This is a genomic window from Variovorax atrisoli 110B, assembly GCF_000382045.1.
GTDB classification, from domain to species: Bacteria; Pseudomonadota; Gammaproteobacteria; order Burkholderiales; family Burkholderiaceae_C; genus Variovorax; species Variovorax atrisoli.
In genome coordinates this window covers 101,863-126,883 of the sequence record NZ_KB907453.1, presented here as the reverse complement: position 1 = coordinate 126,883, position 25,021 = coordinate 101,863, and the positions used below count along the sequence as shown (strand labels likewise).

Below are 25,021 nucleotides of genomic sequence, written 5' to 3'. Positions count from 1 at the left end.
GTGAGCGACCTTCCTTCGGCGCAGGGCTCATCGGCCCTGCGCATCGTGCTCGCAGCCGAGGCGCTGCGCTTCACATGGCCATCGGCCAAGACCCCCTGCATCGACATCGAGGCCTTCCGCATCACGGCCGGCGAATCGGTGTTCCTGCACGGGCCGAGCGGCTGCGGCAAGAGCACGCTGCTGTCGCTGCTGGCCGGCGTGCTGGTGGCCGACGAAGGCCGCGTCACGCTGCTGGGCCACGACTGGTCGAAGCTCTCGGGCACGCAGCGCGACCGCAGCCGCGTGGCGCACGTGGGCTATATCTTCCAGCAGTTCAACCTGCTGCCGTACCTGAGCGTGATCGACAACGTGCTGCTGCCCTGCCGCTTCTCGCAGCGGCGCGAGGCCAATGCATCGCGCAACGGCAGCTCGCGCGGCGAGGCCGAGCAGCTGCTCGACCAGATGGGCCTGGACCGCAACCTGTGGAACCGCCAGGCGCTGCAGCTCTCGGTGGGCCAGCAGCAGCGCGTGGCCGCGGCACGCGCGCTCATCGGCCAGCCCGAGGTGGTGATCGCCGACGAACCCACCTCCGCGCTCGACGAAGACCGGCGCGAGGCCTTCCTCGACGTGCTGCTGACGGCCTGCGCGGAGCACCACAGCGCGCTCGTGTTCGTGAGCCACGACCAGCGCATCGCCCAACGCTTCGCGCGGCATGTGCTGCTGCCCGAGATCAACCGCGCGGCCACCAGCGCGATGGCGGTGGACGCATGAGCCGCCGGTCCGCTCCCAAGGCGAATACCGCGGCGCGACGCGCGGAGGCCTGCCAATGAAGGCACTCTTTTCCATTGCATGGCGCAGCGCCTGGAACCGGCGCTTCACGCTCGCGCTGACGGTGTTCTCCATCGCGCTCTCCACCTTCCTGCTGCTGGGCGTGGAACGCATCCGCACCGAGCTGCGCGAGAACTTCGCGTCCTCCGTATCGGGCACCGACCTGATCGTGGGCGCGCGCACGGGCTCCACGCAGCTGCTGCTTTACTCGGTGTTCCGCATCGGCGCGGCCACCAACAACATCTCGTGGAAGAGCGTGCAGGCGCTCTCGTCGCACCCGGGCGTCGACTGGGTGGTGCCGCTGTCGCTGGGTGATTCGCATCGCGGCTTCTCGGTGCTGGCCACCTCCACCGACTACTTCACCCGCTTCCGCTACGGCGACAGGCAGACGCTGAAGCTGCGCGAGGGCAAGCCCTTCAGCGAACTCTTCGACGCGGTGGTCGGCGCCGAGGTTGCCGACAAGCTCAACTACCACGTGGGCCAGAAGATCACGCTCGCGCACGGCAGCGGCGAGCTCAACGTGGCCGAGCATGCGGACAAGCCCTTCACCGTGGTCGGCGTGCTCGCACGCACCGGCACGCCGGTCGACCGCACGGTGCACATCGGCCTCGCGGCCATGGAAGCCATCCACCTCGAATGGGTGGGCGGCGCGCCGATGCCGGGCGTGCACATCTCGCCCGAGCAGGTGCGCAAGTTCGACCTCACGCCCAAGAACGTGACGGCCGTGCTGGTGGGCCTGAAGAACCGCGCTGCCGTGTTCGGCGTGCAGCGCTGGATCTCGACCTACACCGGCGAACCGCTGATGGCCATCCTGCCCGGCGTGGCGCTCGACGAGCTGTGGAGCGTGATCGGCGTCGGCGAGAACGCGCTGCTGCTGATGTCGGCACTGGTCGCGCTGGTGAGCCTCGCGGGGCTGGTGTCGGTGGTGATGGCGGGCCTCAACGAGCGGCGCCGCGAACTCGCGGTGCTGCGCGCGGTGGGCGCGGGCCTGCGCCATGTGCTGGCGCTGCTTGCCCTCGAAGGTGCGCTGGTCACCGTGCTCGGCGTGGTGCTGGGCGTGGTGATGGCGGTGCTCGGCATCGCCCTGCTCTCGCCATGGCTGCAGTCGCAGTTCGGGCTGACATTGAGCCTTTCCGAACCTACACTGAACGAATGGCTGCTGATGGCGAGCCTGCTGGCCGCCGGTTGGCTGGCAAGCCTCTTGCCCGGCATCCGCGCCTATCGACTCTCTCTTGCAGACGGCCTCTCACCGAGGATTTGAACCATGCCCATCGCACAGAAGACCTTGTCCACGAGCAAAGCTTTCACTCGGCTTTCGATGCTGATCGCAGGTGCCGGCCTCGCGGCCGCTGCCTGGGCCGCCGAACCCGCCCCCAAGGACACCACCGCCGCAAATCCGCTGGGCGGCAAGACTTCTCCCGCAGCGGCCTCCAAGGCCGCACCGGGCCAGCCGCGCCAGATCACCTGGGAAGAGCTGGTGCCCAAGGACTGGGACCCGGCCAAGGAGTTCAAGGGCATGGACCTGAGCGCGCTCGACGACGGCGACCCGCGCGCCAACGAACTGCTCATGAAGATGCAGGAGGTGTCGAACAACGCACCGACCAATCCGGCGATGAACGGCGCGGAGATCAAGATCCCCGGCTTCATCGTGCCGCTCGAGGAAGCCAAGGGCGAGGTCACCGAATTCCTGCTGGTGCCCTACTTCGGCGCTTGCATCCACACGCCGCCGCCGCCTGCCAACCAGATCCTGCACGTGGTGCCGCAGAAGGGTGCCAAGTTCCGCGCAATGGACACGGTATGGGTCACCGGCAAGCTGCAGACCCTGCGCAACGATTCGATGATGGGCGTGAGCGGCTACCACGTGAGCGCGGCCACCGTCACCAAGTACACCGGCGGCTCGAAGTAAGGCCGCGGCCTCCGCGCCGTGTGGTTCTGCGCCGACAGGCTTGGCGGCACGGAACCGACACAGACCGTTGCATCCGCGGCGCAAGCTCTGTCATCGCTTGATGCCGAGTTCCGTTGAAGAAGTCCGGGTATGCCCCCGGGCGTCTTCATGGAAATCCAGATGACAAAAAACCTCTCTACCGCCCCGCGGCTGTTGACGATCTCGCTGTGCATCAGTGCCCTCGTCCTCGCAGGCTGCGACAAGGCTCCCACCAGCACCCCCGCCCCTCTCGCATCGACGCAGGACCCTGCGGGCTCCATCCCGCCACCACCGTCGGTGCCGCAGACGCAGCAGCAGGCCCCGGCCGCCGCACCCGTGCAGGCCGCCTACACGCCACCCAGCGCCGAGCAGCTCTACCAGCTGGTCGCGCCCATCGCGCTGTACCCCGACAAGCTGGTCGCGCAGATCCTGGCCGGCGCCACCTACCCCGACCAGATCACCGCGGCGCACGAATGGCTCGCGCAGAACCGCAACCTCAAGGCCGGCCCGCTGGCCGACGCGGCCAACCAGCAGCCCTGGGACCCGAGCGTGAAGTCGCTCACCGCATTCCGTCCGGTGGTCGACCAGATGGCCGGCAACATTCCGTGGACACAGGCACTCGGCCAGGCCTACTACAACGACCCGGCCGACGTGATGAACGCGATCCAGGTCATGCGCCAGCGCGCCGCCAAGGCCGGCCGCCTCAAGAACAACGACAAGCTGCGCGTGGTCACCGCCGCGCCGCCACCGAACTACGCGCCGGCCCCCGACGTGCAGCCCGTGTATGCGGGCCCCGTCGTGGTCGAACCGCCGCAGCAGTTCATCACCATCGAGCCCGTGCAGCCCGACGTGGTGTACGTACCCGCCTATGACCCGCAGGTGATCTACGGCGAGCCGCAGCCGGTGTATCCGGGTTACGCCTACGCACCTCCGGTGCAGGTGGTGTCGTCGCCGGGCTACAGCGGCGGCCAGGTGCTGGCGGCGGGCGCGCTCGCGTTCGGTGCCGGTGTGATCGTGGGCGCGGCGCTGGAGCGCCACGACTGGGGCTGGCATTCGTGGAACATGAACTGGGGCGCTCCGCGCTGGCGTGATCGCGACCGTGGCCCCGGCCCGCAGCCGGCCTTCGCGCGGCCTGCGGTGGTCTACAACAACAGCACCTACATCTCGCGCTCGACCACTGTGGTCAACAACGTGCGCAACGTCAACGTCTACAACAACAATGCCGGACCGCGCGGCGTACTGCCGCCTGGAGCGCCTGCCAATTTCGCGGCGAACCCGGGCGCGATGCAGCAGGTGCAGCAACAGCAGCAGCGGGCCCTCTTCGCCCAGCAGCAGGCTCAACAAGCGCAGCAGGCACAGCAGCAACAACAACAACAGCAACAGCGCGTCCAGCAGCAGGCCGCGTTCGCGCAGGCTCAGCAACAACAGCAGCAGGCGCGAGCCCAACAGCAGGCCCAGCAGCGGCAACAGGAACAGGCTCAGCGCCAGCAGGCCATGCAGCAGCAACAGCAGGCCCAGAACCAGGCCCGCCAGCAGCAACAGATCGCGCAGCAGGAGCAGATGCGCCGGCAGCAACAGGCGCAACAGCAGGCCCAGCAGCAGGCGCGCGACCAGCAGGCACGCCAGGCTCGGGGCCTGATGCAGCCCCCGCCGCAGCAACAGCAAGCCCAGCAGCAGGCACAGCTCGCTCAGCAACAGCAGCAGCGCCAGCGCCAGCAACAGCAACAGCAACAGCAACAGCAACAGCAACAGCAGCAGCAGCAGCAGCGCCAGCAACAGCAACAGCAGGCAGCTCAGGAACAGCGACGCCAGCAGCAGGCCCAGCTCGACCAGTCACGCAGGGAGCAGTCGCAGCAGGAGCAGATGCGTCGCCAGCAACAGGCCGACCAACAGGCGCGTGCTCAGCAGCAGGCCCAGCGACAGCAGGAGCAGATTCAGCGCCAGCAGGCGATGCAGCAACAGCAGGCCCGACAGCAGCAACAGCAGATGGCCCAGCAGGAGCAGATGCGCCGCCAGCAGCAGGCTCAACAACAGGCCCAACAACAGGCACAGCAGCAGGCCGCACGCGTGCAGCAGCAGCAACAACAGCAGATGCAGGCCATGCAGCAACAGCGCCAGCAGCAGATGCAGCAGCAACAGGCTCGCGCGCAGCAGCAGGCCCAGCAGATGGCGCACCAGCAGCAGCAGGCTCAGCAGCAACAACAGCAACGCATGGCAGCCGCTGCGGCGGAACGCCAGCAGCACCAGCAGCATCGCCCCGGGGACCCGAGGCAGCAGTAACGGGCGCGGCGGGGCCGCTTCCCTTCGACTTCAGTTCTTGCCGATCTCCGTCAGCAGCCGCGTGACGAGATAGACGCGCGGCACGATCGAATCGGCTTCGATGTACTCGTCGCGTGCGTGATAGCCGAAGCCCGCGAGGCCGAAGCTCTCGACCACCGTGGCCTTGCCCGAGCGGCCTGCGTAGCCCGCGTCGGTGCCGCCGCCGGTCATCGGCGTCAGCGCGAGTTCGCGGTCGATTTCCTTGTAGATGGCCTGCGCCTTCTCGGCCAGCGCGCGGCCCTTGTCGCCCGCGATGAAGGCCGGTCGGCCCACCTCCACCTTCACCGTGGTCTCGGTGTCGGGGATCAGCTTGCCCGATGCGATCTTCGCCTGCAGCGCCTCGGCCAGCTTCTTCTCGGCACCGGGCTGGGTGATGCGGACGTCGCCCTGCGCCTGCGCCTTCTCGGTGATCTGGTTGAGCGGGCCGGTGGCGCGCGCCACGGTCCAGTTGAGCGTAACGCCCGGAATGTCCTTGGCGAGATCCTTGGTCTGCAGCATCTGGTACGAGAGCTCGTACAGCGCGTTGCGGCCCAGATCGGGCGCTGCGCCAGCGTGCGACGCGCGCCCCTTCACCTCGAGCGTGGCCGTGGCGATGCCGGCCGCGCCGAGCAGCAGCGATTCGCCCTTGACCACCGACTTCGCCACCGTCGGCTCGAACGACAGCACCGTGTCGTGCTGGTCGGCGATGGTCGCGATCAGCTCGCCGGAGCCGACCGAGCCCACTTCCTCGTCGGGGTTCATCAGCACGGTGAGCGTGTCGTAGTCGCGCCAGCCGGCGTCGGCCAGGATCTTCAGCGAAGCCAGCATGACTGCGAGGCCGCCCTTGTCGTCGGCGATGCCGGGGCCGTAGATGCGGTTGCCGTCGATCTTGTAGGGCTGGCTGTTGAGAATGCCCGGCGCGTAAACCGTGTCCATGTGGCCCTGGAGCATGATCTTGCGCTTGCCCGTGCCCTTGAGCGTGCCGATCACGATGTCGGCACCCGCGCCGGCCGTGGCCTTGCGGCGCTCGGTCTTGAAGCCGGCAGCCTTCAGGCGCCCTTCGACCACGTCGGCCATCTTGAGCAGGCCGTCGACGTTGAGGCTGCCCGATTCGATCAGCACCATCTCCTTGAGGTTGTCGATCACCGCGGGCTGCGCCTTCTCGGCGGCAGCGAGCAGCTTCGCATCGGGGGCCGCGTGGGCGCCGGCGACGGCGCCGAGCGCAAGGCCGCAGGCCAGCGCCATGGAGCGAAGCGGGAATGAAGGCAGACGCGAGGTCATGGTTTTTTCTCTGGAGTGGATGACGGCGCACAGCATAGCCATGCGGCCCCGCGCGGCGAGCAAATCGGAGACACGGCGCAGGGGCGGCTACGCGCTCTTTGCCGCCGCGGCTTTCCGCGAGGGCTTCGACTGCCCCTTCGACGCCTTCGCGGGCAGCGCCGACGCAACGGGCTCCTCGCCTTTCCGGGCGGCTGGTGCCGGCATGGGACGCTCCTCTCCCTCCCGCGCCGACTGCATGTGCCCGCTCTCGCCGATGGTCATGCCCACGATGCGCGCGAGCTGCCGGCTCACGCTGATGTACGCGTGGCCCAGGCGGCTGTCGAAGTAGAGCGAGTCGCCCTTGGCCATGCGCACCACCTCGCCGTTGTCGAAGTGCACCTCGATCTCGCCCGACAGCACATAGGCGAACTCCTCCCCGCCATGCCGCACGAAGTCTTCAGGACCGTGGATCTTGCGCGCGTGCACCGTGCCGACGATGGGGCTCATCTGCTTGCCGGCCGCGGTGGTGCCGAGGAATTCGTAGGCGATGGAAAGCCCCTTGTAGACCACGCCCTTGCCGGAGCGGGTGACCACCGGCCCGTCGAGCTGCGCGGGCTTGACGCCTGCGCCGGCGAACATCGCGTTCATGTCCATCTCGAGCGCGCGGCCCAGCGCGGTGAAGTTCTCGTAGCCCAGCGCGAGCTGGCCACGCTCGGCGCGCGAGATGGTGGTGATCGATACGCCCGAGCGCTCCGCCAGTTGCGCCAGCGTCCAGCCGAAACGCTTGCGCGCGCTGCGCAGGCGGTTGCCGAAGGTGGCGCGGTCCAGCGTGGGCGGCTCTTCCCTGGGCTTCGTCCCCGTCTTGGTCCCTGTGTGTGGATTCACGCTTGGCTTTCTCTTGTGGTGCCGGCAATTCTGCCAGCCGGGGCGCGCCTCATCCATGCCGACCCGCGCTGGGCGGGCCCGGAAGTTGCGTATACGCAAATTGCGCGAACGCAAATTTCACCAGGTCGGTGCATCATGGTTTCCCCTTGGAGCTGCCGAATCAATTTGCGTATCCGCAAAATTGTTCCTACACTTTTCGTCGATGACTTCAAGCACTGCAGAGCCCGTCGTGGCTGACTTCCTCGTGATCGGCGGCGGCATCGCCGGGGCCTCGGTGGCCCACTGGCTCGCTCCGCACGCACGCGTGATCCTTCTCGAACGCGAATCGCAACCGGGCTACCACTCCACCGGCCGGTCCGCTGCCCTCTTCATGGAAAGCTACGGCACAGCGCAGGTGCGCGCCCTCACCATGGCGAGCCGCGCCTTCCTCGAACACCCGCCCGAAGGCTTCAGCGAGCATCCGCTGCTCACGCCGCGCGGCGCGATGATGGTCGCGGGCGCAGAACACATGGCCGAGCTCGAAGCCCACTGGGAAGTGCTGCGCGCCATGGACACCGGCGCCTCCCGCCTGAGCGGCGAGCAGGCGCGCGAGATGGTGCCCGCGCTGCGCCCCGAACAGGTGCTGGGCGCCGTGTACGAGCCCGACGCCGCCGACATGGACGTGCACGCCATCCACCAGGGCTACCTGCGCGGCATGCGCCGCGCGGGCGGCAGGCTGGTGTGCGATGCGGGCGTGACGGCCATCGAGCGCGTCGGCGAGCGCTGGCGCGTCGAAGCCGGCGGCTCAGTCTACGAAGCGCCCGTGGTTCTCAACGCCGCCGGCGCATGGGTCGACACCATCGCCCGCATGGCCGGCGTGCCTCCGCTGGGCATCGAGCCGCGCCGGCGCTCCGCCTTCATCTTCGCTCCGCCCGAAGGCCAGAGCGTGGCGCACTGGCCGATGGTGTTCGGCGCCGACGAAGGCTGGTACATCAAGCCCGACGCCGGCATGCTGCTGGGCTCGCCGGCCAATGCCGACCCGGTCGAGCCGCAGGACGTGCAGCCCGAGGAGATGGACATCGCCATCGCCATGCACCGCATCGAGGAGGCGACCACGCTCTCCATCCGCCGCCCCACGCGCACCTGGGCCGGCCTGCGCTCCTTCGTGCCCGACGGCGACCTGGTCGGCGGCTTCGAGTCCGGCGTGCCCGGCTTCTTCTGGGTGGCGGCACAGGGCGGCTACGGCATCCAGACCTCGGCTGCCATGGGCGAGGCCTGCGCCGCGCTCGCGCGCGGGCTACCGCTGCCGGAGCGCATCGCCTCCTTCGGGCTCACGGCGGAAATGCTGGGTCCGCAGCGGCTGCGTGCGGCCGCGGGCTGAGCCCGGCCTGCTTCTCACAACAACCACACAAACACTCCACGAGGTTCGACCATGCGCGTCTTCAGTGCTTCCCTGGCCACCGAAACCAACACCTTCGGCCCGATGCCGACGGGTCTCGCCTCCTTCAAGGACCGCGGCTACTTCCCCGCCGGCAAGCACCCCGAGGCGATGACGCTCTTCTCGGGCCCGCTGTGGGCCGCCCGCATGCGCGGCGCCGACAAGGGCTGGACGCTGTTCGAAGGCATGGTGGCCGGCGCGCAGCCCAGCGGCACCACCACGCGCCACGCCTACGAGACGCTGCGCGACGAGCTGCTGAACGACCTGCGCGCCGTGCTGCCGGTCGACATGGTGCTGCTCGGCCTGCACGGCGCGATGGTCGCCGACGGCTACGACGACTGCGAAGGCGACCTGCTGGCGCGCGTGCGGCAGATCGTCGGGCCCGACGTGGTGATCGGCGCGGAGCTCGATCCGCACAACCACCTCACGCCCGAGATGATCTCCAACGCCGACGTCATGATCTCCTTCAAGGAGTACCCGCACACCGACGTGCTCGAACGCGGGCTGGAGCTGGTCGACATCTGCGCCGCCACGGTCGAGGGCAAGGTGCGTCCGGTGGCGGCGGTGGTCGACTGCGACATGATCGTCACCGTCCACACCTCGCGCCAGCCGGCGCGCGGCTTCGTCGAGCGCATGCAGTCGCTCGAGGGCAAGGACGGCGTGCTCTCTATCTCGCTCACGCACGGGTTCTCTTGGGGCGACGTGCCCGAGATGGGCACCAAGGTGCTGGTCTACACCGACGGCGACAAGGCCAAGGCCGACATGCTGGCGCGCCAGCTCGCCGACGAGGTCATCGCGATGCGCGACGGCCTCACCGTGAACTACCCCGGCATCGATGCATCGCTCGACGAGGCCCTGGCCTTCAACGGCGGCCCGGTGGTGATCTCCGACGGTGCCGACAACCCCGGCGGCGGCGCCGCGAGCGACTCCACATTCATCCTGCGACGCATGGTCGAACGCGGCATCGCCAACGCGGCGCTGGGCCCGCTGTGGGACCCGATCGCGGTGCGCATCGCCTTCGACGCCGGCGTGGGCGCGAAGCTGCCGATGCGCATCGGCGGCAAGATCAGCCCCCTGTCCGGCGACCCGCTCGACCTCGAATGCACCGTGAAGGCGCTCAAGCACGACCTGGTGATGACCGGCCTGGCCGGCACGCCCACGCTGATGGGCGACAGCGCGCTCGTCGAGGCCAACGGCATCGAGATCGTGCTGATCACGCTGCGCAACCAGGCGATGGGCACCGACCTGTTCACGCAGCTCGGTTGCGACCTCTCAGCGAAGAAGATCATCGTCGTGAAGTCGTCGCAGCATTTCTACGCGTCGTACTCCAAGGTGGCGAAGCACGTCATCTATGCGGGCGCGCCGGGCGCCGTCACGCTCGACCTGAACACGCTGCCTTATCGCAAGGCCCGCCTGCCGAAATGGCCGATCGGCGTCGCGGCCTGAGCCCTCCTTCTTTTCGCCTTCCTTTCCTGCTGCCTTCCCACCGGAGAACCGACGATGAAACGACGGACGCTTGGCGCTCTCGCCGCCCTGGCCCTTTCCACCGCCTTCGCGGCGAGCCTTCCCGCGCATGCCCAGACGCCGCAGCCCAAGACGCTGAAGGTGGTGGCGCATGCCGACCTGAAGATCCTCGACCCGACCTTCACCACCGCCTACATCTCGCGCAACTTCGGCTACATGGTGTACGACACGCTCTTCGCGCAGGACGCGAACGGCAAGCCGCAGCCGCAGATGGTGGAGAAGTACACCGCCTCGAAGGACGGCAAGCAGTGGAGCTTCACGCTGCGCCCCAACCTCAAGTTCTCCGACGGCAGCGCAGTCACCTCGGCCGACGCGGTCGCGTCGCTGCAGCGCTGGGCCGCACGCGACAGCCTCGGCCGCGCCATGGCGGCCAGCGGCGCCGAGTGGAAGGCGACGGACGCGCGCACCTTCACGCTCACGCTCGCCGAACCCTTCGGCATGGTGCTCGACGCGCTGGCCAAGCCCTCGGGCTTTCCGCCGGTGGTGCTGCCCGAGCGGCTGGCGAAGCTGCCGGCCACCGCGCCGCTTACCGAAGTGCTGGGCTCCGGCCCGTACGTGTTCAAGCGCGACGAATGGGTGCCGGGCAACAAGGCCGTGTTCGTGCGCAACCCCAACTACGTGGCGCGCAGCGAACCGCCGAGCGGCCTGGCCGGCAGCAAGAAGAGCAACTTCGACCGCGTCGAGTGGCTCTACCTGCCCGACGCCAACAGCGCGGTGGCCGCCCTCAAGCGCGGCGAGGTCGACATCATCGAGCAGCTGCCGCCCGACTACATCGCGCCGCTGCGCACCGACACGGGCGTGAAGATCGGCTCCGGCGGCGCCTACCAGGGCTTCCTGGTGATGAACCAGCTGCATCCGCCCTTCAACAACCCGAAGGTGCGCCAGGCACTGCTGCAGGCCGTGAGCCAGGAGCGCTTCATGGCGGCCATGGGCTTCCCGCTGGACATGCGCATGGCCTACTGCGCCACCTATTTCATCTGCGGCAGTCCCAACGACACCGCGGCCGGCGCCGAGCCCTACCGCAAGGCCGACGTCGCCAAGGCCAAGAAGATGCTCGCCGACGCCGGCTACAAGGGCGAGAAGGTGGTGCTGCTGGTACCCAGCGACGTGCCCTACCTGAACGCCGAGGCGCTGATGGCCGCGCAGACCATGAAGAGCATCGGCCTGAACGTCGATGCCCAGACCATGGACTGGGCTTCCATCGGCGCGCGCCGCGCCAAGCGCGATGCACCCGACGCCGGCGGCTGGAACATCTACGTCACCGTGGCCGGCGAGTTCGACGCCAACTCGCCCATCAGCAACGCCTACCTGAGCGCAGCCTGCGGCAACACCCTGCCCGGCTGGCCCTGCGACAAGCAGCTCGACGACCTGCGCACCGCCTGGCTGAAGGAGACCGTGCCCGCCAGGCGCAAGGAACTGCTCGACGCCTTCCAGGCCCGCGCCTACGAGGCCGTGCCGTACATCAACGCCGGCCAGTACTCGGCCGCCTTCGCCGCGCGCACCAGCCTGAAGGGCCTGGACAAGCTCTGGTCCGGCATGCCGACGGTCTGGGCGCTCGACAGGCAGTAAGGGCCGGAAGGACACCGCCATGGGCTACATCGTTCGACGCTTCATCGCGACCCTGCCCGTCATGGCGGTGGTGGCCGTGGTGGTGTTCCTGCTGATCCACCTCTCGCCGGGCGACCCGGCCGCACTCATCGCGGGCGACCTCGCCACCACCGAAGACATCGAGAAGCTGCGCGCCGCGCTCGGCTTGAACCTGCCGCTGTGGCAGCAGTTCGGGCTGTGGATCGGCAAGCTCTTCACCGGCGACCTGGGCACTTCGATCTTCACGCAGATGCCCGTCACGCAGCTGCTGGGCCAGCGGCTGGAGCCCACGGTGTCGATCGCCGCGCTGACCATGCTCATCACGCTGGTGGTGTCGGTGCCGCTGGGTACGCTCGCGGCCTACCGCGCGGGCAGCTGGATCGACCGGCTGGTGATGCTCTTCGCGGTGCTGGCCTTCTCGGTGCCCGTCTTCCTGGTGGGCTACCTGCTGGTCTACAGCTTCGCGATCCAGCTGCCGTGGTTTCCGGTGCAGGGCTACGTGCGCTTCGCAGAGGGCCCGGGCGAGTGGCTGCGCTCCCTAGTGCTGCCTTGCGTGAACCTGGCCCTGGTCTACATCGCGCTGGTGACGCGCATGACGCGCGCCACCGTGCTCGAAGTGCTGCACGAGGACTACATCCGCACCGCGCGCGCCAAGGGCCTGGGCGTGCTGCCGGTGCTGGGGCATGCGCTGCGCAACGCGGCCATTCCCATCGCCACCACCGTGGGCGCGGGCATCGCGCTGCTGATCGGCGGCGTAGTGGTCACCGAGACGGTGTTCGCCATTCCCGGCGTGGGCCGGCTGGTGATCGACTCGGTGCAGCGGCACGACTACCCCGTGATCCAGAGCGTGCTGCTGCTGTCGGCGGGCGTGTACGTGCTGATCAACCTGCTGATCGACCTGAGCTACCGGCTCTTCGATCCGCGAATCCAGTACTGAACCCGCAATGTCCTCCGTACTACCCATGAGCGACATCGACGTGCCCGCGACGCCTGCCCAAGCCGAAGTCGCGCCGCCGGCCGAGGCCCCCTTCGTTCCGCCGCGCCTGCGCTGGCTGCGCAAGCACCCGACGCTGATCGTCGGCGCGCTGCTGCTGATCGCGGTGGCGGCGCTTTCCATCGCCGCGCCGTGGATCGCCACGCACGACCCGCAGGACATCGACCCGCTCGCGCGCATGCAGCTGCCCTCGGCCGAGCACTGGTTCGGCACCGACGCGCTGGGGCGCGACGTGTTCAGCCGCGCCGTGTGGGGTGGACGGGTGTCGATGATCGTCGGCGCCTCGGTGGCGCTGCTGGCCACCTTCCTCGGCGTCGCGCTGGGGCTGGTGGCGGGCTTCGTGCGATGGGCGGACGGGCCGATCATGCGGGTGATGGACGGGCTCATGGCCATCCCGGGCATCCTGCTGGCGATCGCGCTGATGGCCGTGACCCGCGCCAGCCTGACGACGGTGATCGTCGCCATCACGGTGCCGGAGATACCGCGCGTGGTGCGGCTGGTGCGCTCGCTGGCGCTCACCCTGCGCGAGCAGCTCTTCGTGGAGGCCGCGCATGCGGTGGGCACGCGCCTTCCGGTGATCCTGGTGCGCCACGTGCTGCCGAACACCGTGGCGCCGCTGATCGTGCAGGCCACCTTCGTGGCCGCCGCCGCCGTGCTGACGGAGGCTGCGCTGTCCTTTCTCGGCGTGGGCGTGCCTTCGCAGACGCCGAGCTGGGGCAACATGATGGCCGAGGGCCGCAACTTCGTGGCGGTGGCGTTCCACATCATCCTGTACCCGGGCCTGCTGCTGGCGGCCACGGTGCTGGCCATCAACCTGCTGGGCGACGGCCTGCGCGACGCGCTGGACCCGCGCCTGGCACGGCAACTGTGAAGGACGGCAGGCCATGACGATCCCCATGTCCCACACCGCGCTCGCACCCGGCGAGCCGCTGCTCGAAGTCGACAACCTGCGCACGCACTTCCACACTCTCGCGGGCGTGGTGCGCTCGGTCGACGGCGTTTCCTATACGATGCGCGCTGGCCGCACGCTCGGCGTGGTCGGAGAGTCGGGCTGCGGCAAGAGCGTCACCGCCCTGTCGATCCTGCGGCTGGTGCCCACGCCGCCCGGCCGTCACATGGGCGCCGTGCGGCTGCGCGGCACCGACCTGATGCGGCTGAGCGAGCGCGAGATGCGCCAGATCCGCGGCAACCGCATCTCGATGATCTTCCAGGAGCCGATGACCTCGCTGAACCCGGTGCTCACCGTGGGCCGGCAGATCGCGGAGACAGTGCAGCTGCATCAGAAGGCCAGCCGCGCCGACGCGATGAAGCGCGCGGTCGAGATGTTGCGCGTAGTGCAGATTCCCGAGCCCGAGCGCCGCGTGAACGAGTACCCGCACCAGCTCTCCGGCGGCATGCGCCAGCGCGTGATGATCGCGCTGGCCCTGGCCTGCAACCCCGAGGTGCTGATCGCCGACGAGCCGACGACCGCGCTGGACGTGACCATCCAGGCCCAGATCCTCGATCTCATCAAGCGGCTGCAGAAGGAACTGGGCATGGGCGTGGTGATGATCACGCACGACCTCGGCGTGGTCGCCGAGAGCTGCGACCGCGTGGTCGTCATGTACGCCGGGAGGAAGGTCGAGGAAGCCGACGTGGTCGATCTGTTCGACCGCCCGCTGCATCCCTACACCCGTGCACTGATGGCCTCGATGCCCGCCATGAATACCGCGAGCACGCGGCTCACCGAGATTCCGGGGCTGGTGCCGGCCGCGCACGAGCTGGGCCGAGGCTGCGCCTTCGCGGCACGCTGCAGCCAGGCGCGCGAACGCTGCCGCGCCGAAACGCCGCGGCTGACGCAGCAAGGCGGCGACCACGTGGTGGCCTGCTTCGCCGTCGAGGAGAACTGGGCCGGTGCCGAGGAGATCGCCGCATGACGACAACCGCTGCAACGCCCTTGCTGAAAGTGCGTGACCTGCGCAAGCACTACACCACGCCCAAGCGCTGGCTGCGGCCGGCCAGGCCGTCGATCCAGGCGGTGAACGGCGTCTCCTTCGACGTCGCGCGCGGCGAGACGCTCTCGCTGGTCGGCGAATCGGGCTGCGGCAAGACGACCACGGCCAAGTCGGTGATGCGGCTGGTCGAGCCGACCTCGGGCTCGGTGCAGCTCGAAGGCCGGGAGCTGCTGTCGCTCTCGGCCGAGGACATGCGCATGCGCCGGCGCGATTTGCAGATCATCTTCCAGGACCCGTATGCCTCGCTGAATCCGCGGCTGACGGCCGGAGACATCGTGGCGGAACCGCTGCGCAACTTCGGCATGGGCGCGGCCGCCGAGCGGCGCGAACGCGTGCAGTGGCTCTTCTCGCGCGTGGGGCTGCGGCCCGAGGCGGCGAAGAAGTTTCCGCACGAATTCTCGGGCGGGCAGCGGCAGCGCCTGGGCATCGCGCGCGCCCTGGCGCTGAACCCGAAGCTGATCGTGTGCGACGAGCCGGTGTCGGCGCTCGACGTGTCGGTGCAGGCGCAGGTGGTCAACCTGCTGATGGACCTGCAGGCCGAGTTCGGCATCGCGTACCTCTTCGTCGCGCACGACCTCGCGGTGGTGCGGCACATCAGCCACCGCGTCGCCGTGATGTACCTCGGCCACATCGTCGAGATCGCCGACCGCGACACGCTGTTCTCGGCGCCGCTGCATCCGTACACCGAGATTCTCCTGTCGGCCGTGCCGGTGCCCAACCCGCGCACGCCGGCGCGCCGCATGCTGCTGCAGGGCGATCCGCCGAGCCCGGCCAACCCGCCCTCGGGCTGCCGCTTCCACACCCGCTGCCCGATGGCGCAGGCCGTGTGCAAGGAGAAGGCGCCGGAGCTCGGCGAGCGACCTTCGTCGTCCGCGAACGGAAGCCACCTGGTCGCCTGCCATTTCCGCTGAAGAGAGACAAGAAACTCGAAAGAAAGGATTCCCCCGTGTCCGACAAGCTCCCCCACTACGAACTGCTGATCCGCGGCGGCACCGTGATCGACGGCACCAAGGCTCCGCGCTTCGACGCCGACGTCGGCATCGTCGGCGACCGCATCGTCGCCATCGGCAAGCTCGCGGGCCACACGGCGGAACAGACGATCGACGCCAGCGGCCGGATCGTCGCGCCGGGCTTCATCGATTCGCACACGCACGACGACCAGGCGGTGCTGTCTCAGGCGCAGATGCCGTTCAAGGTGTCGCAGGGCGTGACGACCGTGGTGGCGGGCAACTGCGGCATCAGCGCCGCACCGCTGCGCGCCGACATGGACCTGCCGATGCCGCTGAGCCTGCTCGATTCGCCCGCAGAAGGCCGCTTCACCAGCTTCGCCGCGTACCTCGATGCGCTGCGCGCCACGCCTTCATCGGTGAACGTCGCTGCGATGGTGGGCCATTCGACATTGCGCGCGGTCTCCATGTCCGACCTCGACCGGCCCGCGAACGAAGCCGAGATCAAGGCCATGCAGGCGATGGTCGAGGAAGCGATGCAGGCCGGCGCCATCGGCCTGTCGACCGGCACCTTCTACCCGCCGGCGGTGAAGGCGACGACCGAGGAGATCATCGAGGTCGGCCGCCCGCTCACCTCGCGCAAGGCGCTTTACGTGACGCACATGCGCGACGAGAGCGACCGCGTGATGGAGTCGCTGGGGGAAACCTTCCACATCGGGCGCGCGCTGGGCATTCCGGTGGTGGTGTCGCACCACAAGGTGCAGAACACGCGCAACTTCGGCAAGACGAAGGTCACGCTGCCCTTCATCGAGGAAGCGATGAAGCACCAGTGCATCGGGCTCGACTGCTACCCCTACACCGCCGGCTCCACCATGATCCGCACCGACCGCGGGATGATGGAAGGCCGCGTGCTCATCGCCTCGAGCGTGCCGCACCCCGAATGCGCGGGCCGCGACCTGAAGGACATCGCGGCCGAATGGGGCGTGTCGGGCGAAGAGGCGGCGAAGCGGCTGCAGCCCGGCAGCGCGATCTACTTCATGATGGACGAGGACGACGTGCAGCGCATCCTCGCCTTCGACGAGACCATGATCGGCTCCGACGGCATCCCGCTGGGCGACAAGCCGCACCCGCGCCTGTGGGGCACCTTCCCGCGCGTACTGGGGCACTACAGCCGCGACGTCGGCCTGTTCCCGCTGGAGACGGCGGTATGGAAGATGACAGGGCTCACCGCACGCAACTTCGGCCTGCACGAGCGCGGCACGCTGAAGCCGGGCCACCATGCCGACGTGGTGATCTTCGATGCCGCGACGGTGCGCGACACCGCGAACTACGAATCACCGATGCAGCCGGCCGAAGGCATCGATGCGGTGATCGTGAACGGCGCGCTGACATGGCGCAACGGAGCGCACTGCGGGGCACGCAACGGGCAGGTGATCACGCGGCGCTAGCGAACAGCCCCTCTGCGGGGATGCCCTGGAGCCCGCAGCGACACAAGGAAAGTGCAAGTTCGCGAAGCCGGGCGAGCCCTTCAATCGGGCGCGTTCATCACGCGGTCGAATTCCTCATCGGCCGGCACGTTGTCCGCGTCGAGTTCGCTCGCATCGGAAAGATCGATGCCCGTTTCCTCCGAGAGATCGTCGCCCACGTCGGTGTCGGGCTCCTCGAAGTCGTCGACGGGCAGGTCGTCCTCATCGTCTTCGGCGGGTGAAGCGGATCGCGCGGTGGCGTTCATGATCTGTTCCTCGGCTTGTTTCTGACAGGCCCCCTATGGTGCGCCTGTTTGGGCCGTTGCGGATCATCCGGCGCGAGGTGTCGGTGTCGGAAAGTTTCGCGCGCCGGCCTGAAGATCAGTCCTTGTGCACGTGGCCATGCTCCCCGTGGCCGGGGTCGTCATGGCCGTGCTCGTGCCCGTGCTCGCCGTGCGCGAGACGGCTGACCAGCGTGACCAGCGCAATGCCCGCCACCAGCCAAAGGATCTGCGCGGCGGTCTGGCGCGCGGGCAGGCGCTTCTGCAACTGCGGGATCAGGTCGGCGAGCGCCACGTAGACGAAGCTGCTGCCAGCCAGCACCAGGAAGTACGGCAGCAGGCCGTGGAGCTGGTCGACCAGCCACCAACCCACGATGCCGCCCAGCGCGGTCATGGTGCCGGCGAGCGACACCTTCACCAGCGCCGCGCGCTGGTTGGCGGAACTCTGTCGCAGCACGACGAGGTCGCCGATGTGGTGCGGGATCTCGTGCGCCAGCACCGCGAGCGCGGCCACGATGCCCAGGCGCAGGTCGGCGGTGAAGGCGGAGGCGATCAGGATGCCGTCGCCGAAGCAGTGCACGCTGTCGCCGGTGAGCACGGCCCAGCCGCCCGTGCGGGGGCCGTGGCTGTGGTCATGGTCGTGTGCATGGACATGGCCGTGGGAGTGGTCGTGCCCGTGGTGGCGGTGATCGTGGCCGTCTGCCGCGCCCTTCTTCTCTTCGCCATGATGGTGCTCGTGCCCGTGGTGCCACAGCTCCGCCTTGTCGAGCAGGAAGAAGAACACCAGCCCGAACAGCAGCACGCCGAACAGCAGTCCGGGCTCGATGCGGCTTTCGAAGGCCTCGGGCAGCAAGTGCATGAATGCGGTGGCGAGCAGCGCGCCGGCCGCCAGGCTCAACAGGTGCTGCGGGTTCACGCCGCCCGAGCCGCTGCGCACCCCCACCTTCAACAGCAGGGCCGCGACCCACACGCTTCCGATACCGGCAACCAGGGTCGCCGCGATGATGACTATCAAATTCATAGCTGCTTGCGCAAGAAAGACGGCCGCTGGAACTTTTCCGGGGCCGCATACCGATCATAAAAAGAGAAAGGCCGTCACGAGGACGGCCTTCGGCGGGGTTGGCTGACGGGCGCCGTCTTCAGGCGACGCCGTTGGCTTTGAACCAGGCCGTGGCACGCTGCCAGCCGTCTTCCGCCGCGCTCTTCACATAGCTGGGTCGGTAGTCGGCATGGAACGCGTGGCCCGCTTCGGGATACACGACGAAGTTCGAGGCCTTGGCCGCCGGGGTTCCGGTTGCCAGAGCTGCTTTCATCTTATCAACCGTGTCAAGGGGGATGCCCTGGTCTTTTCCGCCATAGAGGCCGAGCACCGGCGCCTGCAGGCTGGCGGCGACATCGACCGGGTGCTTCGGCGTCAGCTCGCTGGCCTGGCCGACCAGGCGGCCATACCAAGCCACGCCCGCCTTGACCTTGCCGGTGGCCGCATAGAGCCAGACGATGCGTCCGCCCCAGCAGAAGCCGGTGATGCCGGCCTTGCTGGTGTCGCCGCCGTTGGCCTTGGCATAGGCCAGTGCGCCGTCGAGGTCGGCCATGACCTGCGCGTCGGGCACCTTGGAGACGATGTCGGCCTGCAGCTTCGGGATGTCGGTGTAGCCGCGCGGGTCGCCCTGGCGCGCATACAGCTCGGGGGCGATGGCCAGGCAGCCGAGCTTGGCGAAGCGGCGGCAGGTGTCGGCGATGTATTCGTGCACGCCGAAGATCTCCTGGATCACCAGGATCACCGGCAGGCCGGTCTTTCCGGCGGGCGCCGCCGCATAGGCGGGCACCTCGAAGTCCCCGACGGCGTACTTGATGGGGCCGGCCTTCAGGCCGTCGGCCGGGGTGCTGATGGCGGTCTGCGCCCTCACCGGCATCACGGCTGCGGCATAGCCCACGCCGATGGCGGCCTTGAGGGCGGTGCGGCGCGTGGCACCCTGCTCGGTGCTGTCGCCGGGGCGAAGCGAATCGAAGTCGGAACGGCTGTCGTCGTCGAGAGGCATGTATCGGGCTCCGGTTGGATCGTCGGACAAGGGACGTGGCGTTGTGGAAAAACGCACGCCGCAATGTAGGCGAAATCGGCCGCTGCCCCTATGTCCCCCAAACTTCAATGGGGTTGGCGCGCCCCGTAGGCCCGCCGGGCCAGCGCCGCCGCGAGCACCTGCGCCGGGTCGACCAGGTCGAGCCCCGCCACCGCGGCCGAGTCCTGCAGGCCCAGCGGCACCTCGGTGCAGCCCATGATGATGGAGACCGGGCCGTGCCGCTCGGCCAGCCTCAGCGCGACCTCCGAGAAGCATTGCTCGGCCAGCAGCATGTTGCCGGCCTTCACGCCGTCGAAGATGCCTCGCGTGATGGCCTGGCGCTCATCGGGCAAAGGGATGTGGCAGCCCAGTCCGGCCTCGGCCAGCGCCTGCTCGTAGAGCCGCACGCGGTAGGTGCCCTCGGTGGCCATCAGCGCCACGCCGCTCGCGCCCTGGCGGGCCAGGTGCTGCGCCGTCTCGCGCGCCATGTGCAGCAGCTCGACCTGCGGAAAGCGCTCCTGAAGGCTCGCGTGCCAGGCATGGGCCGTGTTGCAGGCGATGGCCACGGCACGGCTGCCGAGCGCGGCGAGGCGGCCCAGCGCCTGCAGCATCGGCTCCAGCGGCTGGTGCGCGCCCTGTTCGGGAGAAGCCAGCGCGTCGGTGCGGTCGGGAACCGGCACCTGGGCCAGCCAGTGCTCCGGAAAGGACTGGTCGCGCACCGGTTCGCCGCGCGCGCGCAGCTGCTGCGCGCAGGCCTGCACGAACAGCCGCACGAAGTCGGCGCCGGCCGCCGGGCCCATGCCGCCAAGAATGCCGACGACGTTGGTCGAACTCATGATCTCTCTGTCTCTATCTCTGTTTCAGGAATACCGCGGAACCGGCTTCGCCGGCCCGCTGGTATTGCCCCCGGAAGGGGGAAGGCGTGCGCGACGCGAAGTGCGCGCAGCCCGGGGGTGGACTCAAGTCGCGGGCTTGTCGCTGAGGGCCTTGAGGTTTTCCTTCAGCTGCGGGCTCATCGGCAGGTTCAGCGGCACGTTCTTCGGGGGGATCGGCTGCATGAACCACTTGTTGTAGAGCTTCTCGAACTCGCCGCTCTTCATCAGGCCCGCGAAGGTGTCGTCCACCAGCTTCTTGAAGGCGGGGTCGTCCTTCGGCAGCATGCAGGCGTAGGGCTCCACCTGCAGCGAGTCGCCCACCACTTCGTAGTCGCCCGGCGTCTTGGCGTTGGCGATCAGGCCGTACAGCAGGATGTCGTCCATGGCGAAGGCCACGACACGGTCGCTCTCGAGCAGCAGGAAGGCGTCGGCATGGTCCTTGCCGAGCACGATGTCCATGCCGAGGTTCTTCTCGATGTTGTACTTGCGCATGACCAGCACATTGGTGGTGCCCGTGGTGCTGGCGATGGTCTTCTTCGCGAGGTCAGCGTAGTTCTTGATGTTGGACGACTTCTTCACGAGCAGGCGAGTGCCGGTATAGAAGTGGTTGATGGCGAAGGCCACTTCCTTGCCGCGTGCGGTGTTGTTGGTGGTGGAGCCGCACTCCAGGTCGATGGTGCCGTTGGTGATCAGGGGAATGCGGTTCTGCGAGGTCACGGGCATCAGCGCCACCTGCAGGTCGGGCTTGTTCAGCTTCTTCTTCACCGCCTCGACCACGGCGTTGGAAAGATCGACCGCCATCCCGATCGGCTTGCCGGGCCCTTCGAGGTAGCTGAAGGGCACCGACGATTCACGGTAGGCCAGCGTGATCTTGCCGGACTGCGCGATCTTGGCGAGCGTGTCGGCAGCCTGGGCGCCCGTGGAGGCGAAGAGCAGCGAGGCAGCGATGGAGGCCACGGAGGCCATCAGGACGGAGCGTTTCATTCGGGCCCTCATACGGTTGAACTGAACAGGCGGCCAGTGTAGGAAGAGGACAAATGAAACGACAAATTCCAATAGCAGGCCGGGCCATGCCCAAAGGTTATGGGCGGGGGCGCTTTTGGCATTTCCGGCGCCGGCCGCGCGCGCCTACAGTCGCGTTCACTGTCTCGATTCAATCTCCGGAAAGCTGCCCCATGCATGTGTGTGTGCTCGGCGCCGGCATCGTGGGCCTGGCGACCGCCTGGCAGCTCGACCGCCAGGGCCATCAAGTCACCGTGATCGACCGCGCCGCCCCCGGCTCGGGCGCCAGCGGCGGCAATGGCGCGCAGCTGAGCTATTCCTACGTGCAGCCGCTGGCCGATCCGTCGATCTGGAGGCAGCTGCCCAAGCTGCTGCTGTCGCCCAGCTCGCCGCTGAAGCTGCGCCCGCAGCTCGATCCGCTTCAATGGCGCTGGGGCATGGAGTTTCTCGCAGCCTGCAACGCGCGCACTTCGCGCGAAACCACCGCGCGGCTGCTGGAGCTGGCCGCATCGAGCCGCATCGAGTTCGAGGCCATGCGCGCCGAACTCTCGCCCGACTGCGATTTCTCCGCCACCGGCAAGCTGGTGCTCTACGCCAGCACAGCATCGCTCGAAAGCGCGCGAGCGCAGCTCGAACTGCAGCGCACCATGGGCAGCGAGCAGCGGCTGGTGACGCCGGAGGAATGCATTGCGATCGAGCCTGCGCTCGCCGGCTACCGCGACAGGATGGCAGGCGCCGTCTACACGCCGAGCGAATGCGCGGCCGACTGCCTCAAGGTCTGCACCGAGCTGGCGAAGGCCCTGGCCGAGCGCGGCGTGCGCTTCATCTCCGGCACCGAGGTGAGCAGCTTCGTGCGCAGCGCAAGCCGCGTCGCCGCGGTGCGCACCGGCAACGGCGACGTGGAAGCCGATGCCTTCGTGATGGCGCTGGGCTCGGCCTCGCACAAGCTGGGGCGCGCGCTCGGAGCCTACCTGCCGGTGTATCCGCTCAAGGGCTACAGCATCACGGTGGAGGTCGATCCTGCCCCCGGCGCCGCCCCGCGCGTGAACGTGACCGACAGTGCGCGCAAGGTGGTGTTCGCGCGCATCGGCTCGCGCCTTCGGGTGGCGGGCATGGCCGAACTGGTGGGGCACGACGCGAGCATTCCGGCCACGCGCATCGAGACGCTGGCGGCCGCCACGCGCGCCCTCTTTCCGCATGCGAGCCGGCTCGAAGAGCTGCACCCGTGGACCGGCATGCGCCCCGCCACACCCAAGGGCCTGCCGATCATCGGCCGGCTGGACGGCGCACCTTCGAACATGCTGTTCAACACCGGCCACGGCGCGCTGGGCTTCACGCTGGCCTTCGGTTCGGCGCTGCGCGTCGCGCAGGCCTTGGGAGCCTAGGCCCTAGATCGTTTCCTGGATCGCCTGCTGCATGCAGCGGGTGATGCCGCGCACCGCCACCGAATCGGGCCGCGCCGCGAAGCGCAGAGCGCGGATCGGCACCGGGATGTGCGGCTCCAGCATCAACACGTCGACCTTCTCGCGGTCGGCCGAGCGCGCGGTGCAGCCGTCGACCAGCGCAATGCCGATGCCATGGTGCGCCATGGCCAATGCCGCGTGGTAGGTCTGCACCGTCACCACCGCCTGCTGGAAGCCCACACCCGCCTGCCGGCAGGCCTGGCTCAGGCTGGTGCCCACGGGGTCGCGGCTGTCCAGGCCGATCACCGGCCGGTCCACGAGGTCGTGCAGCGCAACCGAGCCGTTGCGCACCAGCGCCCGCGGCAGCATGCCCTTGGGCGCGATGCACACCATGCGGCTGTCGGCCAGCGTCTCCTGCGTGAGCGAAGGATGCACCGCCGGGCTGAATGCGAAGCCCACGTCGGCCTCCTGCAGCAGCAGCGCCGACATGATCTGCGGCGAATGCAGCGACTCCACCGTGATCGCATAGCCCGGATGCTTCTCCCGGAATGCCTTGAGCGCGCGCGGCAGGATGTCGTAGCTCAGCGCCAGCACGCTCAGGATGCGCAGTTCACCCGTGTCGCCCGCGGTGCGCAGGTTGGAGGCGAGCCGCTGCACCTCGTCGAGCTGCGCGAAGAGCCGCTCGATGTGCGGGTACAGCGTGAGCGCCTCGGTGGTCGGCGTGAGCCGGCCCTTGGCGCGCTGGAACAGCGGAAAGCCCAGCTGCAGCTCGGCATGCTGCAGCGTGCGGCTCACCGCCGGCTGCGTGATGTTGATGAGCCGCGCCGCCGCGCTCACGCTGCCCGTGAGCATGATCGCGTTGAAGACTTCGATGTGGCGCAGTCGCATCGCGAGCGAAGGGGTCAGTTGCCCACTGGCGCCTTGCCGCGGGCGATGTCCATCACCATGCGCGTGCCGAGGTAGAGGCGCGGCTCGATCGAGTTGATCAGCACGTACTCGGCATCGGCCGAGTGCGCGCCGAAGCCCTGCAGGCCGAAACGCTCGATGACCGGCGCCTTGGTCTTCAGCGCGGCGAAGGCGGCGTCGGTGCCGCCGCCGGCGGCCTTGTCGTCCGCGCCCAGCGGCAGGCCGAGCTCGTCCTTGTAGATCTGCTGGGCGTGCCGGGCCAGCGCGCGCGAGGCGTCGGTGGCTTCCAGCGGCGGACGGCGCCGCTCGAACTTCAGCTCCACCTTGGCCTCGGGAATGAGCTGCTTCTTCACCCGCTCGTTCACCTGCTGCTCGATGCGGTCGTAGTCGCTCACCTTGAGCACGCGTACGTCGGCGCCCGCGGTGGCGCTGGCCGGGATCACGTTGCGGTTGCTGCCCGACTTGGAGATGGTCCAGTTCATCTTCAGGCCCGTGGCCGGGTCGGACAGGTCGCGCATCTGCAGGATCTGGTGCGAGAGCTCGTACAGCGCATTCACGCCCAGCTCCGGCGCCGAGCCCGCATGCGAGGCCTTGCCGGTGACGTTCAGCGTGACCGAGGCGATGCCGGCCGTGGCGAGCGAGAGCTTGTCCTCCTTGACGTAGGCGCCCTCGAACGACAGCACCGCATCGTGCTCGCCGCCCATGCGCGTGATGAGCGCGCGTGCGCCGGGCGAGCTGATCTCCTCGTCGCCGTTGATGAGCACGGTGAGGGTGCCGTAGTCCTTGAACTTCATCGCCTGCAGCATCGACACGATGTGCGTGATGACGGCCACGCCCTGCTTGTCGTCGGCGATGCCCAGGCCGTAGGCCTTGTCGCCGTCGATGCGGAAGGGCTGCCTGTTGATCATGCCCACGGTGTAGACCGTGTCCATGTGCGCGATCAGCAGGATCTTCTTCTTGCCGGTGCCCTTGAAGGTGGCGCGCACAACGCGGCCGATCTTCTCGGGCGTGTCTTCCATGCGGTAGGCCTCCGCGCTGGGGTCGATCAGCTCGACCTCGCCACCGAGCGCCTTGAACTTCGCGGCGATGAGGTCGGAGATCTTCTCGAGGCCGTCGAGATCGCGGCTGCCGGACTCGATTGAGACCAGCTCCTTCAGCGTGTCGAGCAGGGCCGGCTTTTCCTTGGCCGCGAGCGCTGCGACGTTGGCATCGGGCGCCGCGAAAGCGCTGCCGACGAAGGCGGCGCAGACGGCGGCGAGCAGGAATCCGCGTTGCGGGAATCGGTTCTTCATGTGCTGTGGTTTCTTTCTTCTCTGGCTGGCTGGTTGCCGCGTGCTTGTCCGTTCCCTGCTGTGTCTTCTTTTTCTTGCCTGTGCGCCGACTTGCGCCGCGTC

General features: G+C 68.5%; 22 protein-coding genes. 13 read left to right on the top strand and 9 right to left on the bottom strand.

From position 1 onward, the window contains the following. The 4 genes from G369_RS0114450 (at position 1) to G369_RS0114435 (ending at position 5,011) form a co-directional block, all read left to right on the top strand. The gene (locus G369_RS0114450; RefSeq protein ID WP_019654715.1) at positions 1 to 750 is read left to right on the top strand and encodes an ABC transporter ATP-binding protein; all 750 of its coding nucleotides are present in this window, start codon (positions 1 to 3) and stop codon (positions 748 to 750) included. 55 nt (positions 751 to 805) lie between these two features. Beyond that, positions 806 to 2,068, top strand: a complete 1,263-nt coding sequence (locus G369_RS0114445) for an ABC transporter permease (protein WP_019654714.1) — start codon at positions 806 to 808, stop codon at positions 2,066 to 2,068. Positions 2,069 to 2,071: 3 nt separating this feature from the next. Further along, positions 2,072 to 2,713, top strand: coding sequence for a DUF3299 domain-containing protein (locus tag G369_RS0114440; RefSeq protein WP_019654713.1), 642 nt, complete (start codon positions 2,072 to 2,074; stop codon positions 2,711 to 2,713). A gap of 159 nt (positions 2,714 to 2,872) precedes the next feature. Further along, positions 2,873 to 5,011: a DUF3300 domain-containing protein gene (locus G369_RS0114435; protein WP_038114813.1), complete on the top strand. Its 2,139-nt coding sequence runs from the start codon at positions 2,873 to 2,875 to the stop codon at positions 5,009 to 5,011. Between the two features lie 30 nt (positions 5,012 to 5,041). On the opposite strand, the gene G369_RS0114430 is transcribed toward G369_RS0114435, so the two are convergent. Both G369_RS0114430 and G369_RS35805 read right to left on the bottom strand, forming a co-directional pair. Next, a complete protein-coding gene (locus G369_RS0114430) occupies positions 5,042 to 6,310 on the bottom strand; it encodes a M20/M25/M40 family metallo-hydrolase (RefSeq protein ID WP_019654712.1) in 1,269 nt (422 codons plus the stop codon). Positions 6,311 to 6,397: 87 nt separating this feature from the next. Then, positions 6,398 to 7,174, bottom strand: coding sequence for a helix-turn-helix domain-containing protein (locus G369_RS35805; protein ID WP_020723074.1), 777 nt, complete (start codon positions 7,172 to 7,174; stop codon positions 6,398 to 6,400). A gap of 202 nt (positions 7,175 to 7,376) precedes the next feature. Between G369_RS35805 and G369_RS0114420 the strand changes: the two genes are divergently transcribed. The 8 genes from G369_RS0114420 to G369_RS0114385 are packed head-to-tail and all read left to right on the top strand — an operon-like array spanning position 7,377 to position 17,085. Beyond that, the gene (locus G369_RS0114420; RefSeq protein ID WP_019654710.1) at positions 7,377 to 8,534 is read left to right on the top strand and encodes an NAD(P)/FAD-dependent oxidoreductase; all 1,158 of its coding nucleotides are present in this window, start codon (positions 7,377 to 7,379) and stop codon (positions 8,532 to 8,534) included. Positions 8,535 to 8,585: 51 nt separating this feature from the next. Further along, positions 8,586 to 10,037, top strand: a complete 1,452-nt coding sequence (locus G369_RS0114415) for a M81 family metallopeptidase (protein WP_019654709.1) — start codon at positions 8,586 to 8,588, stop codon at positions 10,035 to 10,037. 54 nt (positions 10,038 to 10,091) lie between these two features. Further along, complete coding sequence (locus tag G369_RS0114410) at positions 10,092 to 11,684, top strand: ABC transporter substrate-binding protein (RefSeq protein WP_019654708.1); 1,593 nt, start codon at positions 10,092 to 10,094, stop codon at positions 11,682 to 11,684. 19 nt (positions 11,685 to 11,703) lie between these two features. Beyond that, entirely contained in the window at positions 11,704 to 12,639 is a 936-nt protein-coding gene (locus G369_RS0114405; protein WP_007831166.1) for an ABC transporter permease, read from the top strand. 7 nt (positions 12,640 to 12,646) lie between these two features. After that, positions 12,647 to 13,567, top strand: coding sequence for an ABC transporter permease (locus G369_RS0114400; RefSeq protein ID WP_405054333.1), 921 nt, complete (start codon positions 12,647 to 12,649; stop codon positions 13,565 to 13,567). A gap of 13 nt (positions 13,568 to 13,580) precedes the next feature. Further along, entirely contained in the window at positions 13,581 to 14,612 is a 1,032-nt protein-coding gene (locus G369_RS0114395; protein ID WP_019654706.1) for an ABC transporter ATP-binding protein, read from the top strand. Beyond that, positions 14,609 to 15,601: an ABC transporter ATP-binding protein gene (locus G369_RS0114390; RefSeq protein ID WP_019654705.1), complete on the top strand. Its 993-nt coding sequence runs from the start codon at positions 14,609 to 14,611 to the stop codon at positions 15,599 to 15,601. Before G369_RS0114395 ends, G369_RS0114390 begins: the two co-directional genes overlap by 4 nt. Positions 15,602 to 15,636: 35 nt before the next feature. Then, on the top strand, positions 15,637 to 17,085 hold the full coding sequence (locus G369_RS0114385) for an N-acyl-D-amino-acid deacylase family protein (protein ID WP_019654704.1): 1,449 nt from the start codon (positions 15,637 to 15,639) through the stop codon (positions 17,083 to 17,085). A gap of 80 nt (positions 17,086 to 17,165) precedes the next feature. On the opposite strand, the gene G369_RS0114380 is transcribed toward G369_RS0114385, so the two are convergent. From G369_RS0114380 to G369_RS0114360, 5 genes are all read right to left on the bottom strand, one after another. Continuing rightward, positions 17,166 to 17,369, bottom strand: coding sequence for a hypothetical protein (locus G369_RS0114380; RefSeq protein WP_019654703.1), 204 nt, complete (start codon positions 17,367 to 17,369; stop codon positions 17,166 to 17,168). Positions 17,370 to 17,484: 115 nt separating this feature from the next. Beyond that, positions 17,485 to 18,405, bottom strand: coding sequence for a ZIP family metal transporter (locus G369_RS0114375; protein ID WP_019654702.1), 921 nt, complete (start codon positions 18,403 to 18,405; stop codon positions 17,485 to 17,487). 118 nt (positions 18,406 to 18,523) lie between these two features. After that, positions 18,524 to 19,423, bottom strand: coding sequence for a dienelactone hydrolase family protein (locus tag G369_RS0114370; protein ID WP_019654701.1), 900 nt, complete (start codon positions 19,421 to 19,423; stop codon positions 18,524 to 18,526). Positions 19,424 to 19,527: 104 nt separating this feature from the next. Further along, positions 19,528 to 20,277, bottom strand: a complete 750-nt coding sequence (locus G369_RS0114365) for an aspartate/glutamate racemase family protein (protein WP_019654700.1) — start codon at positions 20,275 to 20,277, stop codon at positions 19,528 to 19,530. Positions 20,278 to 20,400: 123 nt separating this feature from the next. Further along, a complete protein-coding gene (locus tag G369_RS0114360; protein WP_019654699.1) occupies positions 20,401 to 21,300 on the bottom strand; it encodes a transporter substrate-binding domain-containing protein in 900 nt (299 codons plus the stop codon). A 191-nt stretch (positions 21,301 to 21,491) separates the two neighbouring features. On the opposite strand from G369_RS0114360, the gene G369_RS0114355 reads away from it, so the two are divergent. Beyond that, positions 21,492 to 22,703: a D-amino acid dehydrogenase gene (locus tag G369_RS0114355; protein WP_019654698.1), complete on the top strand. Its 1,212-nt coding sequence runs from the start codon at positions 21,492 to 21,494 to the stop codon at positions 22,701 to 22,703. Positions 22,704 to 22,706: 3 nt separating this feature from the next. Here G369_RS0114355 and G369_RS0114350 read toward each other — a convergent pair whose 3' ends face one another. Together G369_RS0114350 and G369_RS0114345 are read right to left on the bottom strand one after the other, a co-directional pair. Further along, on the bottom strand, positions 22,707 to 23,609 hold the full coding sequence (locus tag G369_RS0114350) for a LysR family transcriptional regulator (RefSeq protein ID WP_019654697.1): 903 nt from the start codon (positions 23,607 to 23,609) through the stop codon (positions 22,707 to 22,709). A 14-nt stretch (positions 23,610 to 23,623) separates the two neighbouring features. Beyond that, the gene (locus G369_RS0114345) at positions 23,624 to 24,919 is read right to left on the bottom strand and encodes a M20/M25/M40 family metallo-hydrolase (RefSeq protein WP_019654696.1); all 1,296 of its coding nucleotides are present in this window, start codon (positions 24,917 to 24,919) and stop codon (positions 23,624 to 23,626) included. Between the last annotated feature and the right edge of the window lie 102 nt (positions 24,920 to 25,021).